This is a genomic window from Microvirga sp. 17 mud 1-3, from assembly GCF_003151255.1.
GTDB lineage: Bacteria > Pseudomonadota > Alphaproteobacteria > Rhizobiales > Beijerinckiaceae > Microvirga.
In genome coordinates, this window is record NZ_CP029481.1 from 2,502,158 (window position 1) to 2,516,094 (window position 13,937).

Here is a 13,937-nt window from a genome sequence, read left to right on the forward strand (position 1 = left end):
ATCGGCGTTTTTTGGTAACGGTATGGTGGGCTGGCTGGGATTCGAACCCAGGGTCTACCGATTAAAAGTCGGGCGCTTTACCACTAAGCTACCAGCCCTTGACCGCCTGATAATCTACCTTTCAAAAAACTGTTTAAAAGTCAGATGCTCTACCGGCTGAGCTACGCGCTCCCAGAGGTGAGCCCGAAATAGGGGCTATCGGCTGGCGGGTCAATCAAAAAGGCCTAGTATGGGACCCGAATTCCGCAACCGCTGGGCGGCCTCGCGAATCCTTCGCGATTCCGCTCCCGATCCTGGGCATTCTCATGACCGATCCCCGCCTGCCCTTTCTCTCCGAGTTCGAGCGCAAGATCCTGTGGCTGTCGAGCTGGACCATCCACAACGCCAACCATGTCCGCCCGAACCAGGACGGGCTGAAGATCGGTGGGCATCAGGCTTCCTCGGCCTCGCTGTCCACCATCATGACGGCACTTTACCTTGCGGTCCTCCGGCCTGAGGACCGGGTGGCCGTGAAGCCCCATGCGAGCCCGATCTTCCATGCGATCCAATATCTCCTCGGTCATCAAACCCGGGAGAAGCTGGAGAATTTCCGCGGCTACAAGGGCGCGCAATCCTACCCGTCCCGCACCAAGGACATCGACGACGTGGACTTCTCCACAGGCTCGGTAGGCCTGGGCGTGGCCCAGACGCTCTTCGCCAGCCTCGTCCAGGACTACGTGAAGGCCCATGGCTGGCGGAAGGAGCATCCCGAGGGTCGCATGATCGCCCTCGTGGGCGATGCCGAGATGGACGAGGGCAACATCTTCGAGGCCCTGCTGGAGGGCTGGAAGCAGGGCCTGCGCAACACCTGGTGGATCATCGACTACAACCGCCAGAGCCTGGACGCGGTAGTCCGCGAGGGCCTCTATGCCCGCTTCGAGGCGATCTTCCGCTCCTTTGGCTGGGACGTGGTGGTGCTCAAGCACGGCTCGCTGATGCAGGAAGCGTTCCGCGAGCCCGGCGGCGAGAAGCTGCGGCAATGGATCGATTCCTGCCCGAACCAGCTCTATTCCGCCCTTACGTTCCAGGGCGGGGCCGCCTGGCGCAAGCGTCTCCTTGACGATCTCGGCTACCAGGGCGACGTGACGCGCCTGATCGAGCGCCGGTCCGACGAGGAGCTGGCGCGGCTCATGTCGAATCTCGGCGGGCACGACCTGCCGAGCCTCCTCCAGGCCTTCGAATCCGTCGACCACGACCGCCCGACCGTGTTCATCGCCTACACGATCAAGGGATTCGGTCTGCCGCTCGCGGGCCACAAGGACAACCATGCGGGTCTCCTCACGCCGACCCAGATGGAGGGCTACCGAGCGAGCGCCAAGGTGCGGCCGGGGCATGAATGGGACAAGTTCGAGGGACTGAGCCTGCCGCAGGCGGAGTTGGAGCGTTTCCTCGCCTCCGTGCCGTTCAACGCACAGGGCACGCGCCGCCACGAAGCGCCGAAGGTGCCGGTGCCGGAAACGCTCCCGACGCCGCAGCAGCCGACCATGTCGACCCAGCAGGGCTTCGGCCTCATCCTCAACGAGCTCGCACGTTCGAGCGAGCCGCTCGCGGACCGGATCGTCACCACTGCGCCGGACGTGACCGTCTCGACCAATCTCGGCGCCTGGGTGAACCGGCGGGGGCTGTTCGCCAAGGAAGAGATGAAGGACATCTTCCGCTCGGAGCGCATCCCCTCCACCTTCACGTGGGATTTCAGCCCGAAGGGTCAGCACGTCGAGCTCGGTATCGCCGAGATGAACCTGTTCATCCTGCTCTCGGCGCTGGGACTGTCCCATTCCCTGTTCGGGGAGCGGCTCCTGCCCATCGGCACCCTCTACGATCCCTTCATCGCGCGCGGTCTCGATGCCCTGAACTATGCCTGCTACCAGGATGCCCGCTTCATCGTGGCCGCGACTCCGTCTGGCGTCACGCTCGCGCCGGAGGGCGGCGCGCATCAGTCGATTGGCACGCCACTCATCGGCATGGCGCAGGACGGGCTCGCGTCGTTCGAGCCGGCTTTCGTGGACGAGCTCTCGGTGATCCTGCGCTGGGCCTTCGACTATCTCCAGCGTGACGGAGAGGGCCAGCCCAATGAGCGCTCCTGGCTGCGCGACGAGACGGGCGGCTCGGTCTACCTGCGCCTATCGACCCGCACGGTCGACCAGCCGCAGCGAGAAATGACGCCGGACCTCGCAGCCGACATCGTGGACGGCGCCTACTGGATGCGCAAACCCGGCCCCAATGCGCAGGTGGTGGTGGCCTATACGGGCGCGGTGGCGCCGGAAGCCATCGAGGCCGTGGGTCTCATGGCGGAGGACCGTCGCGATATCGGACTTCTCGCGATCACCTCGGCGGACCGTCTCAATGCCGGCTGGACCGCGGCCCAACGCGCACGCGAGCGCGGCCTCGTCCATGCCCGCAGCCATGTGGAGCGCCTGCTCGGGGACCTGCAGCCCCATTGCGGCCTCGTGACAGTGCTCGACGGCCACCCCGCGACGCTGGCCTGGCTCGGTTCCGTCATGGGCCACCGCACCCGTTCGCTGGGCGTGGAGCATTTCGGCCAGACCGGCACCGTGCAGGATCTCTACCGCCATTTCGGCATTGACGCGCAGGGCATCATCGCGGCCGCCGAGATGATCGCACCGGGCCGTCCGATCCGGCATTTGCGGGCGCTGGGCTGAGGCAGGCCACGCCGCTCACTTACCTCTCCCGTGTGGGAGAGGTCGAGCGCAGCGAGGGTGAGGGGTTGCGGCTTCTCCGGGGAGGGCACGCCCCTCACCCCTGCCCCTCTCCCCATGGGAGAGGGAGAAGCACCTTTTGAAGAACGCTCAGTCGTCCTCGCCGCCTGTGGGGACATTGTCCAGATGCCGGCCTTCCTCGCTGTGGCCGTCACGCTCACCCTTGGCCCAGCCTTCCTTGACCTCGGCGATGTGGTCTTCCAGGCGCCCTTCCGCGATGGCCTTGCGCAGACCGGCCATCAGGTCCTGGTAATAGGCCAGGTTGTTCCAGGTGAGCAGCATCATGCCGAGGATTTCGTTCGCGCGGACGAGATGGTGGAGATAGGCGCGCGAATAGGTGTTCGAGGCGACGCACTTCGAAGTCTCGTCGATGGGGCGGATATCCTCGGCGTATTTGGCGTTGCGCATGTTCATGCGCCCGTGCCGGGTGAAGACCTGGCCGTGACGGCCGGCGCGTGTGGGCATGACGCAGTCGAACATGTCGACGCCGCGGCGAACTGCCTCGACGATGTCATCGGGCGTACCGACACCCATAAGGTAACGCGGCTTCTCCTTGGGCATATGCGGCTCGACCGTCTCGATCATGCGCAGCATCACGTCCTGCGGCTCGCCCACGGCGAGGCCGCCGATGGCATAGCCCTTGAGGTCGAGACCCGCGAGTTCCTTCGCGCTCTCGATGCGCAGCCGCTCGACCGCGCCGCCCTGGACGATGCCGAACATCGCCTTGCCGGGCTGCTCGCCGAAGGCGATGCGGCAGCGCTCGGCCCAGCGCAGGGACAGGCGCATGGCCTTCTCGGCCACCTCGTCGGTACAGGGCAGGCGCACGCATTCGTCGAGCTGCATCTGGATATCGGAGCCGAGCAGGCCTTGAATCTCGATGGAACGCTCGGGCGTCATCACATGGGTCGAGCCATCGATATGGGACTGGAACGTGACGCCGGTCTCGTCGACCTTGCGCAGGGCCGCCAGGGACATGACCTGGAAACCGCCCGAATCCGTGAGGATCGGATAGGGCCAGTTCATGAACTTGTGCAATCCGCCGAGCCGCGACACGCGCTCCGCGCCGGGGCGCAGCATGAGGTGGTAGGTATTGCCGAGCACCACGTCGGCGCCGAGCGCCTTCACCTGATCGGGATACATGGCCTTGACGGTCGCGGCCGTGCCCACCGGCATGAAGGCGGGCGTACGGATCACCCCACGCGGCATCCGGATCTCACCGGTGCGCGCGGCACCGTCGGTCTTCGAAATGGTGAAGGTGAATTGCTCGGTGGTCATTCAATAACCCTGACGATCATGGTGAAAACAATCAACGAGGCGCAGGCGCACCTTGCCGACCACGCCTATTCTCCCCTGAACAGCAGGCTCGCATCGCCATAGGAGTAGAAGCGGTAACCTGTCTCGATGGCGTGCGCATAGGCGGCACGCATGGTGTCGAGACCCGCGAAGGCCGAGACGAGCATGAACAGGGTCGAGCGTGGGAGGTGGAAATTCGTCATCAGGACGTCTACGGCCCTGAACTGGTAGCCGGGTGTGATGAAGATATCTGTATCGCCTGAGAATGGCGCGATCGTACCATCGTCGCGGGCCGCGCTCTCGAGCAGGCGCAGGGACGTGGTGCCGACGGCAACGATGCGCCCTCCCCTTGCCCGGGCCTCGTTGAGGGCCTGCGCGGTCGCGGCCGAGACCGTGCCCCATTCCGCATGCATCCGGTGCTGCGCCGTATCGTCCGCCTTCACGGGCAGGAAGGTGCCGGCCCCCACATGCAGGGTCACGAAACGGCGGGTGATGCCGCGCTCGTCGAGGCGGCGGAACAGGTCGTCGGTGAAATGGAGGCCCGCAGTCGGTGCCGCGACGGCACCCTCATCCCGGGCATAGACGGTCTGGTAATCGGCTCGGTCCTTCTCGTCGGTGGGGCGCTTGCCGGCGATGTAGGGGGGCAGCGGCAATTCGCCGAGCCGCGCGATGGCCTCATCGAGAAACGGCCCGGCGAAGGAGAAGTGCAGGGTCACGTCCCCACCTTCGCCTTTTGCCTCCACTTCGGCATCGAGGCGCACCAGCTCGCAGGCCGTGCTTTCAGACGCCTCGCCGAAGCGGATCCGGTCGCCCACGTGAAGCTTTTTTGCGGGACGCGCGAAGGCGCGCCAGCGGTCGCCCCCCTCCCGCTTGTGCAGCATGATTTCGACCCGTGCGGCCGTATCCTCACGCACGCGCATCCCGTAGAGCCGGGACGGGATGACCTTCGTGTCGTTCAGTACCAGCACATCGCCGGGCCGAAGCAGATCCGGAAGATCGCGGACCACGCGATCCTCGAAAGGCGCACCACCGGGCCTGACCACAAGCATGCGCGCCGCATCTCGCGGCTCCGCGGGGCGAAGCGCGATGCGATCCTCAGGCAGATCGAAATCGAAAAGGTCGACGCGCATGGAATGTCCCGATTGTCATCCCGGAGCGCCTTGAAGCGCTCCGGGATAACGGTTCGATCAGCTTACGCTGCGTCCGCCGCGACCTTCATGGAGACGATGCGGTCCGGCTCGCGCACGGGCTCGCCGCGCTTGATCTTGTCCACGTTCTCCATGCCTTCCGTCACCTTGCCCCAGACCGTGTATTGCTTGTCGAGGAAGCGGGCGTCGTCGAAGCAGATGAAGAACTGCGAGTTGGCGGAATGCGGATTGTTGGTCCGCGCCATGGAGCAGACTCCGCGCACATGCGGCTCGGCGTTGAACTCGGCCTGAAGATCCGGAAGGTCGGAGCCGCCGGTGCCGGTGCCTTGCGGGCAGCCGGTCTGGGCCATGAAGCCGTCGATGACGCGATGGAACGCGATGCCGTCATAGAAGCCCTGGCGCGCCAGGGTCTTGATCCGCTCCACGTGCTTGGGCGCGAGGTCGGGCCGCAGCTCGATGACGACCCGCCCCTTGGTGGTCTCCATGATGAGGGTGTTCTCGGGATCTGCCATCGGTTTCTCCTGGTCTGGCATGTCTTGAAAGAAAGTCTTGGAAGAAAAGCGTTCCTGCCCGATCACATAGGCCGCGTGTCGGAGAAACGGAAGGTGAAAATGCGCCCGGCCACGGCCGCCCCGAGCTTGTCGGAGAACGGCAGAGGCGTGCAACGCGTAAAGGCTTCGCGCACGGATCGCGTGAAGGGCTCGCGCTGGTCCGGCTGGTTGCCTGCCCGGTAATAGGTGATGCGGGGCTGGCCCAGCACCTCACCGTTACGCTTGAAGGCGATGCGCAGCGTGATCTCCTGGCCCGAGAGGCCGCTGCCTGCGGGCGGCTTCCAGCAGGCCTGGAGCGCGTGGAAGATGCCCGTGAGCGTATCGATTTGGAGAGCGCGCTCCCCCTCGCCCGGGCGGATGATGCCGGTGACACCCTCGGGCAGGCTCGGTGCCGGGTCGAGCTCACGGAGCCTGTCCCGGCCGTCGTCGAGCGGGGACAGGTCCTGCGCTGCCGCAGGGCCAAGGCAGGATGCGAGGAAGAACGCGGCGAGCATCTGCCGCGCCCCTACGGATTTTCGAATCGTCCTTGCTGCCATCCGCCCGTCGCTCCGATTTATGCCTTACTTGGCGTCCGTCGCGAGCTGCATCTTCACGATTTTGTCGGGGCCTGACACCATGCCGTTGGCGGCGGAATTGCCCTTCTTGATCTTATCGGCCACGTCCATGCCGGACACGACCTCACCGAAGAGCGTGTACTGCCCGGTGAGCGGGCCGCAGCCCTCATAGCAGATGAAGAACTGGCTGTTCGCCGAATTCGGATCCTGCGAGCGGGCCATGCCGACCGAGCCCTTCTTGTAGGGCGTCTTCGTGAATTCGGCCGGGATGTTGGGCAGGTCGGACTTGCCCGTACCGGTCCCGGTGGGATCGCCGGTCTGGGCCATGAAGCCCTCGATCACCCGATGGAACGGAACGCCGTTGTAGAAGCCCTGCTTGGTCAGCGCCTTGATCTGCTCCACATGCTTGGGAGCCAGGTCCGGGCGGAGCCGGATCGTGATGCGGCCGTCCTTCGTGTCGAGATAGACCGTGTTCTGCGGATCGGCGGCCGGCTGCTGGGCTGCGGCGGGAACGAGGCCGGCGAGCACGAGCGCTCCGGCTACAAGCAAACGCTTCATGATGAGGAATCTCCTGATCGGGGATGATGAATTTTATGGCCGGTTGAATCTGGCCTTCAACCGCTGGACGACAAGGTCCGGCACGAAGGCCGAAACGTCGCCGCCCATGCCGGCGATCTGGCGCACGAGCGTGGCCGTGATGGGGCGGACCGGCGGCGAGGCCGGCAGAAATACGGTCTGGACTTCCGGCGCCATGGCGGCGTTCATGGACGCCATCTGGATCTCGTAGTCGAAATCGGTCCCGTCCCGCAGCCCCCGGACGATGAGGCTCGCCCCGTGGCGCCGGGCGGCCTCCACGGCGAGGTCGCCGAAGGTCGTCACCTCCAGCTCCGTCCCGGCCGCGGCCGCCACGGGCCCGCAGACCGCCCGAAGCAGGTCGACCCGCTCCTCGGTCGTAAGCAGGGGCGTCTTGGACGAATGAACTCCGATGGCGATCACCAGCCGGTCGACCAGGCCGCAGGCTTGGCGCACCACGTCCAGATGGCCGTTCGTGACGGGATCGAAGCTGCCGGTATAGAGCGCGGTGCGGGTCATTGCCCTAAGGCGTAGCTTGAGAACGGCCCGGGAGCAAGCGGTGCAGCAGGGGGGTGGGCAAGCCGTGCGGCTGCACACGTCAGGCTTGACCACAGCATGCAACAAGGGGGCGACCTCACGAAGGAGGGTCGCATGATCGTTCGTCTCCTGATCGTCGCCGCCACCGCCATTGCGGTCCTGAGCCCTGCCGCCCTCGCCAGCCTGACGTAATTGCTTCCGGCCCGGGCAAGGAGCCCTTCGGCGCAGCACCTCGCCAGCCACGGCCATATCGTCTCCAGGGACTTGTGGCTTAGCGGCGGTTCGATAAAAATGAAATCTAGTTTCATTGATTGGTGCCGCCCATGCCCTTCCGGTTCCGCCTTTGGACCCTCCTTGCGCTCCTATCCCTGGTCTCTTGGGCCACCTTGGCCCCGCCGGGCGCTCACGCGCAGGAGCAGAGGGGCTCCTCCGCCGTCATCGAGGGCCTCCCGTTTCCCGATAAGGTTGCGGGCCTCGTTCGCGGACCGACAACCACCTATCCGCAGGCGGGCTACGGCTTCAGTGTGCGCTACACGGGCGGGCGGCAGAGTTGGGCTGATGTCTATCTTTACGACAAGGCGCTCGATCTTACGGCACCATCGAAGGATGCTCTCAAGATCGAGATGTCCGCAGTGCTGCGCGAGATCCTGATGGTTGCGGATGCTCGTGGCGTCCGGAACGACACGAAGGTCGAGGCCACCACATTGGACGGCAGCATGGCGTCGGCCCGCCTCCGGATTGGCTCGGATAAGGCGCAGATTCTCTCCTTCGCGTTCCTGACTATCGCGCACGGCAAGTTCTTGAAGATCCGCTTCTCCACCCGGGACCTCCGGACGGGCCGGAAGCAGGCGGAAGCCTTCCGCGACGCGACATTCAAGCGGATCCAATCCACCAAGCCGGTTCTTCAGCCGAAGCGAGATCCCCGCTACATCTGACGCCGCCGAAGATGGCATGAAAAAAGGGCGCCCGAGGCGCCCTTTCTCTTAATCCTCGCCGTTGCCGGCACTCTCGTCGCCGGCCTCGGAATCGTCGCCATCCTCCTCGGCATCCTCGCCGTCGATGTGCTCCACCGAGACGACGCGCTCCTTGCCCTTCGTCGAAAAGACCGTGACGCCTTGCGAGTTGCGGCCGACCGTGCGGATGCCGTCCACCGGCACGCGGATCAGCTGGCCGCCATCGGTGACGAGCATGATCTGGTCGGAATTCTCGACCGGGAAGGAGGCCACGAGCTGGCCGTTGCGGCTGTTCACGGCCATGGCCGTAATGCCTTTGCCGCCGCGGCCTGTGATGCGGTACTCGTAGGACGAGGTCCGCTTGCCGTAGCCTTTCTCCGAGATGGTGAGGATGAACTGCTCGAGGGCGCTCATCTCCGTATAGCGCTCCATGGAGAGCGCATCGGCCGAGACGTTCTCCTCGTCGCCAGCCTCATGAGCCTCGCCCTCGCCGTTCATCTGCTCGCCCGTGACGGCGCGGCGCATCTTGAGATAACCCGCGCGCTCCTCGCTCGTCGCCTCCACGTGCCGCAGGATCGCCATGGAGATGATGCGGTCGCCGTCGGCCAGGTTGATGCCGCGAACGCCCATGGAGTCGCGACCCTTGAACACGCGCACCTCGGGCACCGCGAAGCGGATGCACTGGCCCTTCGCAGTGGTGAGGAGGACGTCATCGTTCTCCGTGCAGATCTGCACGTCCACGATACCCTCGCCCTCGTCCAGCTTCATGGCGATCTTGCCGCCCCGGTTCACCTGGACGAAGTCCGACAGCTTGTTGCGGCGGACCGTGCCGCGGGAGGTCGCGAACATCACGTCGAGCGTGTCCCAGGACGCCTCGTCCTCGGGCAGCGGCATGATGGTGGTGATGCGCTCGTCCTGCTCCAGGGGCAGCATGTTCACCAGGGCCTTGCCCCGGGCATTCGGAGCTGCGAGCGGCAGGCGCCACACCTTCTCCTTGTAGGCCTTGCCCTTGGACGAGAAGAAGATCACCGGCGTATGCGTGTTGACCACGAACAGGCGCGTGACGAAATCCTCCTCGCGGGTCGACATGCCGGACCGGCCCTTGCCGCCCCGGCGCTGAGCCCGATAGGTAGAGAGCGGGACGCGCTTGATGTAGCCCGCATGCGATACGGTGACGACCATGTCCTCGCGGGCGATCAGATCCTCGTCGTCGACGTCGGAATCCCAATCGACGATCTGGGTCTTGCGCGGTGTCGCATAGGCGTCGCGGATCTCGGTCAGCTCGCCCTTGATGATCCCCATGATGCGCTCGCGGGAGCGCAGGATGTCGAGATAATCCGAGATCTCGGCTGCGAGCTTCGACAGCTCGTCCCCGATCTCGTCCCGGCCGAGGGCCGTAAGGCGCTGCAGGCGCAGGTCGAGGATCGCGCGGGCCTGGGTCTCCGAGAGGCGGTAGGTGCCGTCCTCGTTGATCTTGTGGCGCGGGTCGTCCACGAGCGCGATGAGCGGCGCGATGTCCTGGGCAGGCCAATCGCGGCCCATGAGGGATTCGCGGGCGGTGTTCGGATCGGGCGCCGTGCGGATGAGGCGGATCACCTCGTCGATATTGGCCACCGCGATGGCGAGACCGCACAGGACGTGGGCGCGCTCGCGGGCCTTGTTGAGCAGGTACTTGGTCCGGCGGGACACGACCTCCTCGCGGAAGTCCACGAAGGCGCTGATCAGGTCCCGGAGGGTCATCTGCTCGGGACGGCCGCCGTTCAGCGCCACCATGTTGGCGCCGAAGCTCGTCTGGAGCGGCGTATAGCGGTAAAGCTGGTTCAGGACCACGTCCGCCATCGCGTCGCGCTTGATCTCGACGACGATGCGCATGCCGTCGCGGTCGGATTCGTCCCGCAGATCGGAGATACCTTCGATCCGCTTCTCGCGGACGAGCTCGGCGATCTTCTCGATCAGCGAGGCCTTGTTCACTTGGTAAGGGATCTCGGTGAAGATGAGAGCCTCACGCTCCTTGCGGACCTCCTCCACCTCGGACTTGGCGCGCATGACGATGGAGCCGCGGCCCGTGGTATAAGCGGAGCGGATGCCCGCATGGCCCAGGATCAAGGCACCCGTGGGAAAATCCGGACCCGGGATGATCTCGATCAGCTGTTCGGTGGAAATGTCCGGGTTGTCGATATAGGCGATGCAGCCGTCGATGACCTCGCCCAGATTGTGGGGAGGCATGTTGGTGGCCATGCCGACAGCGATGCCGCCGGCGCCGTTGACGAGCAGGTTCGGATAGCGCGCCGGGAGAACGGCAGGCTCGAATTTCGACTCGTCGTAGTTCGGATTGAAATCGACCGTGTCCTTGTCGATATCCTCGATCAGAGGCATCGCCGCCCGGGTCAGGCGGGACTCGGTGTAGCGCATGGCCGCCGGAGGATCGCCGTCCACCGAGCCGAAATTGCCCTGCCCATCCACGAGCATGACGCGCATGGCGAAATCCTGCGCCATACGCACCAAGGCGTCGTAGATCGACTGGTCGCCGTGCGGGTGGTACTGACCCATCACGTCGCCGACGATGCGCGACGACTTTACGTGCTTCTTGTCGGGCGTGTAGCCGCTCTCGTGCATCGCGTAGAGGATGCGCCGATGCACGGGCTTGAGGCCGTCGCGGGCGTCCGGAAGAGCGCGGCTCACGATCACGCTCATGGCGTAATCGAGATAGGAGCGCTTCATCTCGTCGACGATGGAGATCAGCTTGACGTCGCTGGCCGGCTGATCGCCCCCGGGGCCGCCGGTGCTCTTATCGTTCGGATCGGTCAAAGTCGGTCTTTCTCAAAACAGTCTGCCCTGAAGACCCGTGGCGGTTTTGCGACCGCATCGTTCAGGCCTGGGCGACCCTTGCGAATCCAAAGAAAATCAAGTTCTTAGATGGTCGATCGGGAGCCTTTTTTCAAGGCATTTCAAGCGTTTTCCAAAGGCGAGAGCGGCCTTTGGAGGGCACAAACCGCCACATGCCCGAGCCCCGGGGCGAAATCCTCTCTCCGGGCTCCCAAAACCGCCCTTTCTGAAATGTCATAACTTGCCGTTCCGGCATAGCCGTGGCATGGGTGACGCAAGGATATTCAGGGGGCAAATGCCATGAATTGGGTCGTTTGGGTGGGCATCGCCCTCGTGGTGCTCTTCGGGGTCTCGGTCTACAACAGCCTCGTCACGCTTCGGGCGCGGGTGAACCAGGCCTTTGCGGATATCGACGTGCAGCTCAAGCAGCGCCACGATCTCGTCCCGAACCTCATCGAGACCGTGAAGGGCTACGTCGCCCATGAGCGGGACACCCTCCAGGCCGTCGTGGAGACCCGCAACGCTGCCCTGAAGGCCCATGGGCCCGCCGACCAGGCGGCTGCCGAGAACGCCCTGTCCGGGGCCCTCGGACGGCTCGTGGCTCTCGGAGAGGCCTATCCGGACCTCAAGGCCAGCGCCAATTTCCAGCAGCTGCAGACGGACCTTGCCGATATCGAGGACAAGCTCGCCGCCGCCCGGCGCTTCTTCAACAACGGCGTCGCCGAGTACAATGCCGCCATCCAGCATTTTCCGGCGGTTCTCTTTGCCGGGCTGCTGGGCTTCCGGTCGCAGGCCTTCTTCGATGTCGGCGAGACGGAGCGCAAGGCCCTCGAGGCGCCTCCGAAGGTCGCGTTCTAGGCAGGCCTCCCCATGCTGCCGGCCTTCGGCCTCCACACCCATATCCAGGCCAACCGGCGGCGCTCGGCCCTGCTGATCGCCGGGCTCTTCCTGCTGTTCTACCTGATGTCCCTCGGGCTGACGCTCCTCGCGCGAGCCTTGCTGGACGACGGCTCCGGGGCGTTCGAGGCCCTCTTTCAGGCGGCTCTTTGGGACTGCCTGTGGGCCTCACCCCTCGTCACCGCCCTGGTGGCGTTCTGGGTCTGGTGCGGGTTCCGGTTCAACGGCTTCATCCTGGAGCTGACCACCGGCTCGCGCGCATTAAGCCGGAGGAGCGACCCTCGCCTCTACGGCCTCCTTCAGAACCTCTGCATCTCGCGGGGCATGACGATGCCCAAGCTGCGCATTCTGGACGTGAAGGCCCCGAACGCCTTCGCGACCGGCACGCGGCCGGAGCAATATACGATCACGGTCACGCGCGGCCTGCTCGACCTCCTGGACGACCGGGAGATCGAGGCGGTTCTTGCCCACGAGCTCACCCATATCCGCAACGACGACGTGCGGACCATGATGGTCGCCGTGCTGGTGGTGGGCGTCATGTCGTTCATTGGCGAGATGGTCTATCGCGCCCTGCGGGAGAGCCCGGACCTCCTGACGGATTCTTCCGATTCGAAGAAATCCGGCGGCGGGAAGCTCCTGGCCATCCTGGTCGCGGTGATCTTCATCATGCTGGCCTGGGCCCTCTCGGTGGTGATCCGGTTCTCGCTCTCGCGACGCCGCGAATATCTGGCCGATGCGGGATCCGTCGAGCTAACGAAGAACCCGGACGCCATGATCTCCGCCCTGCGCAAGATCGACCGCAAGGGCGAACTCGAAGGCGTGCCCTCGGCCGTGATGGAACTGTGCCTCGACAACCCGCGCTCGGGCTTCGCCGACCTCTTCGCCACCCATCCGTCCATCGAGGATCGGGTTGCGGCGCTGGTGCGCTATGCGGGTGGACACGCTCCGGCACCCGAGGCGGCCACAGCCGCCCCTGAGGCGCCGGCTGTCTAGGCCCTTAGCAGCAGGGCCGTGGCGTCATCGCTCTCCTTGAAGCGGGGAAAGCGCGTTCCGGACGGGTCCACAACGGTCTCGATCTCGCGCGCCCGATTCACCAGCGGCTCCAGCCCGTCCTTGAGCGCTGCCTCGACAAGGCTCTTCGCATCCATCTCGTTGTAGAGGTCCACCAGGGCCGAGAAGCCGTCGCTCGTGAGCAGGATGACGGTGCCGTCCTCGCACGGCACCTGCTCGTGCCGCAGGCGGTCCGCGGCTGCCGGGTCGAGGCCGAGCAAGGGCAGCCCCCTGCCCTCCTTCTGCCGCTGGCGCCGTTCCGTCAGCCAGTTCTGGAAGGCAGGTGCCTCGAAGATCGTCCGAGGGGTCGCGCCACTGGCACGCAGGAGTTCTGCAGCCTTGGCCGATTCGTAGACGCGCAGCTCCGGCGCCTCCCCGACGATGTGCAGCGCACCGTCCGGCTGGCGCACGAAGGCCGTGGTGTCCGCAAAGGTCCACACGTCCAGCCTGTCGCCCGCGCGATAGATCAAGGTCATGGCCCCGACCGGCCAGGTGACGGGGTCGCGGCGCTCCTCCGGAGCCCGGGCCAGAAAGATCTCCCGCGCCTCCTCCATCACATGGCGCAGCAGCGCGGGCCCGTCCCCGTTATAGGCGCGGGCCGCCAGATCCGAGAGGCGCTCGGTCGCGAAGCGCGCGAGCCACGTGGCATCGCTCTTCTCGTCCATGATCGGCGGCGTGCCGGGAAAGATCGAGGTGTCGATCACCCAGGCCCAATCGCCGGAGGCGCCGCAGGAATCCTCATTAGCCTTGTCGGGAGAGCCGGGCCGGCTGATCCGCTCGACAACCGTGAACATCGTAT

Annotated in this window: 12 protein-coding genes and 1 tRNA gene; 4 read left to right on the forward strand and 9 right to left on the reverse strand. The window is 65.3% G+C overall.

Annotated elements, in window-relative coordinates; genetic code table 11:
* Positions 1–23: 23 nt before the first annotated feature.
* A tRNA-Lys gene (locus C4E04_RS12005) sits at positions 24–98 on the reverse strand.
* Between the two features lie 207 nt (positions 99–305).
* On the opposite strand from C4E04_RS12005, the gene C4E04_RS12010 reads away from it, so the two are divergent.
* Positions 306–2,699, forward strand: coding sequence for a transketolase (locus tag C4E04_RS12010; RefSeq protein ID WP_109597720.1), 2,394 nt, complete (start codon positions 306–308; stop codon positions 2,697–2,699).
* 147 nt (positions 2,700–2,846) lie between these two features.
* Here C4E04_RS12010 and tgt read toward each other — a convergent pair whose 3' ends face one another.
* From tgt to coaD, 6 genes are all read right to left on the reverse strand, one after another.
* Positions 2,847–4,031, reverse strand: coding sequence for a tRNA guanosine(34) transglycosylase Tgt (gene tgt / locus C4E04_RS12015; RefSeq protein ID WP_109597721.1), 1,185 nt, complete (start codon positions 4,029–4,031; stop codon positions 2,847–2,849).
* A gap of 65 nt (positions 4,032–4,096) precedes the next feature.
* Positions 4,097–5,179 carry a tRNA preQ1(34) S-adenosylmethionine ribosyltransferase-isomerase QueA gene (gene queA, locus C4E04_RS12020; RefSeq protein WP_109597723.1) on the reverse strand — a complete coding sequence of 361 codons (1,083 nt, stop codon included), beginning with the start codon at positions 5,177–5,179 and terminating at the stop codon, positions 4,097–4,099.
* Positions 5,180–5,241: 62 nt separating this feature from the next.
* A complete protein-coding gene (locus tag C4E04_RS12025; protein WP_109597724.1) occupies positions 5,242–5,709 on the reverse strand; it encodes a peptidylprolyl isomerase in 468 nt (155 codons plus the stop codon).
* A 62-nt stretch (positions 5,710–5,771) separates the two neighbouring features.
* On the reverse strand, positions 5,772–6,242 hold the full coding sequence (locus tag C4E04_RS12030) for a hypothetical protein (protein ID WP_109597725.1): 471 nt from the start codon (positions 6,240–6,242) through the stop codon (positions 5,772–5,774).
* 66 nt (positions 6,243–6,308) lie between these two features.
* On the reverse strand, positions 6,309–6,860 hold the full coding sequence (locus C4E04_RS12035) for a peptidylprolyl isomerase (protein WP_109597726.1): 552 nt from the start codon (positions 6,858–6,860) through the stop codon (positions 6,309–6,311).
* A 33-nt stretch (positions 6,861–6,893) separates the two neighbouring features.
* Positions 6,894–7,394, reverse strand: coding sequence for a pantetheine-phosphate adenylyltransferase (gene coaD, locus C4E04_RS12040; RefSeq protein ID WP_109597727.1), 501 nt, complete (start codon positions 7,392–7,394; stop codon positions 6,894–6,896).
* Between the two features lie 341 nt (positions 7,395–7,735).
* Here coaD and C4E04_RS12045 point away from each other — a divergent pair, with 341 nt between their 5' ends.
* The gene (locus C4E04_RS12045; protein ID WP_109597729.1) at positions 7,736–8,347 is read left to right on the forward strand and encodes a hypothetical protein; all 612 of its coding nucleotides are present in this window, start codon (positions 7,736–7,738) and stop codon (positions 8,345–8,347) included.
* Positions 8,348–8,395: 48 nt separating this feature from the next.
* Here the strand turns inward: C4E04_RS12045 and gyrA are convergent, their stop codons facing one another.
* Entirely contained in the window at positions 8,396–11,086 is a 2,691-nt protein-coding gene (gene gyrA, locus C4E04_RS12050; RefSeq protein WP_245416320.1) for a DNA gyrase subunit A, read from the reverse strand.
* Positions 11,087–11,491: 405 nt separating this feature from the next.
* Here gyrA and C4E04_RS12055 point away from each other — a divergent pair, with 405 nt between their 5' ends.
* Complete coding sequence (locus tag C4E04_RS12055) at positions 11,492–12,049, forward strand: LemA family protein (protein WP_109597731.1); 558 nt, start codon at positions 11,492–11,494, stop codon at positions 12,047–12,049.
* A 12-nt stretch (positions 12,050–12,061) separates the two neighbouring features.
* A complete protein-coding gene (locus tag C4E04_RS12060; RefSeq protein ID WP_109597732.1) occupies positions 12,062–13,081 on the forward strand; it encodes a M48 family metallopeptidase in 1,020 nt (339 codons plus the stop codon).
* Here C4E04_RS12060 and C4E04_RS12065 read toward each other — a convergent pair.
* Positions 13,078–13,932, reverse strand: coding sequence for a protein phosphatase 2C domain-containing protein (locus tag C4E04_RS12065; protein WP_109597733.1), 855 nt, complete (start codon positions 13,930–13,932; stop codon positions 13,078–13,080). The genes C4E04_RS12060 and C4E04_RS12065 overlap by 4 nt on opposite strands.
* Positions 13,933–13,937: the final 5 nt, after the last annotated feature.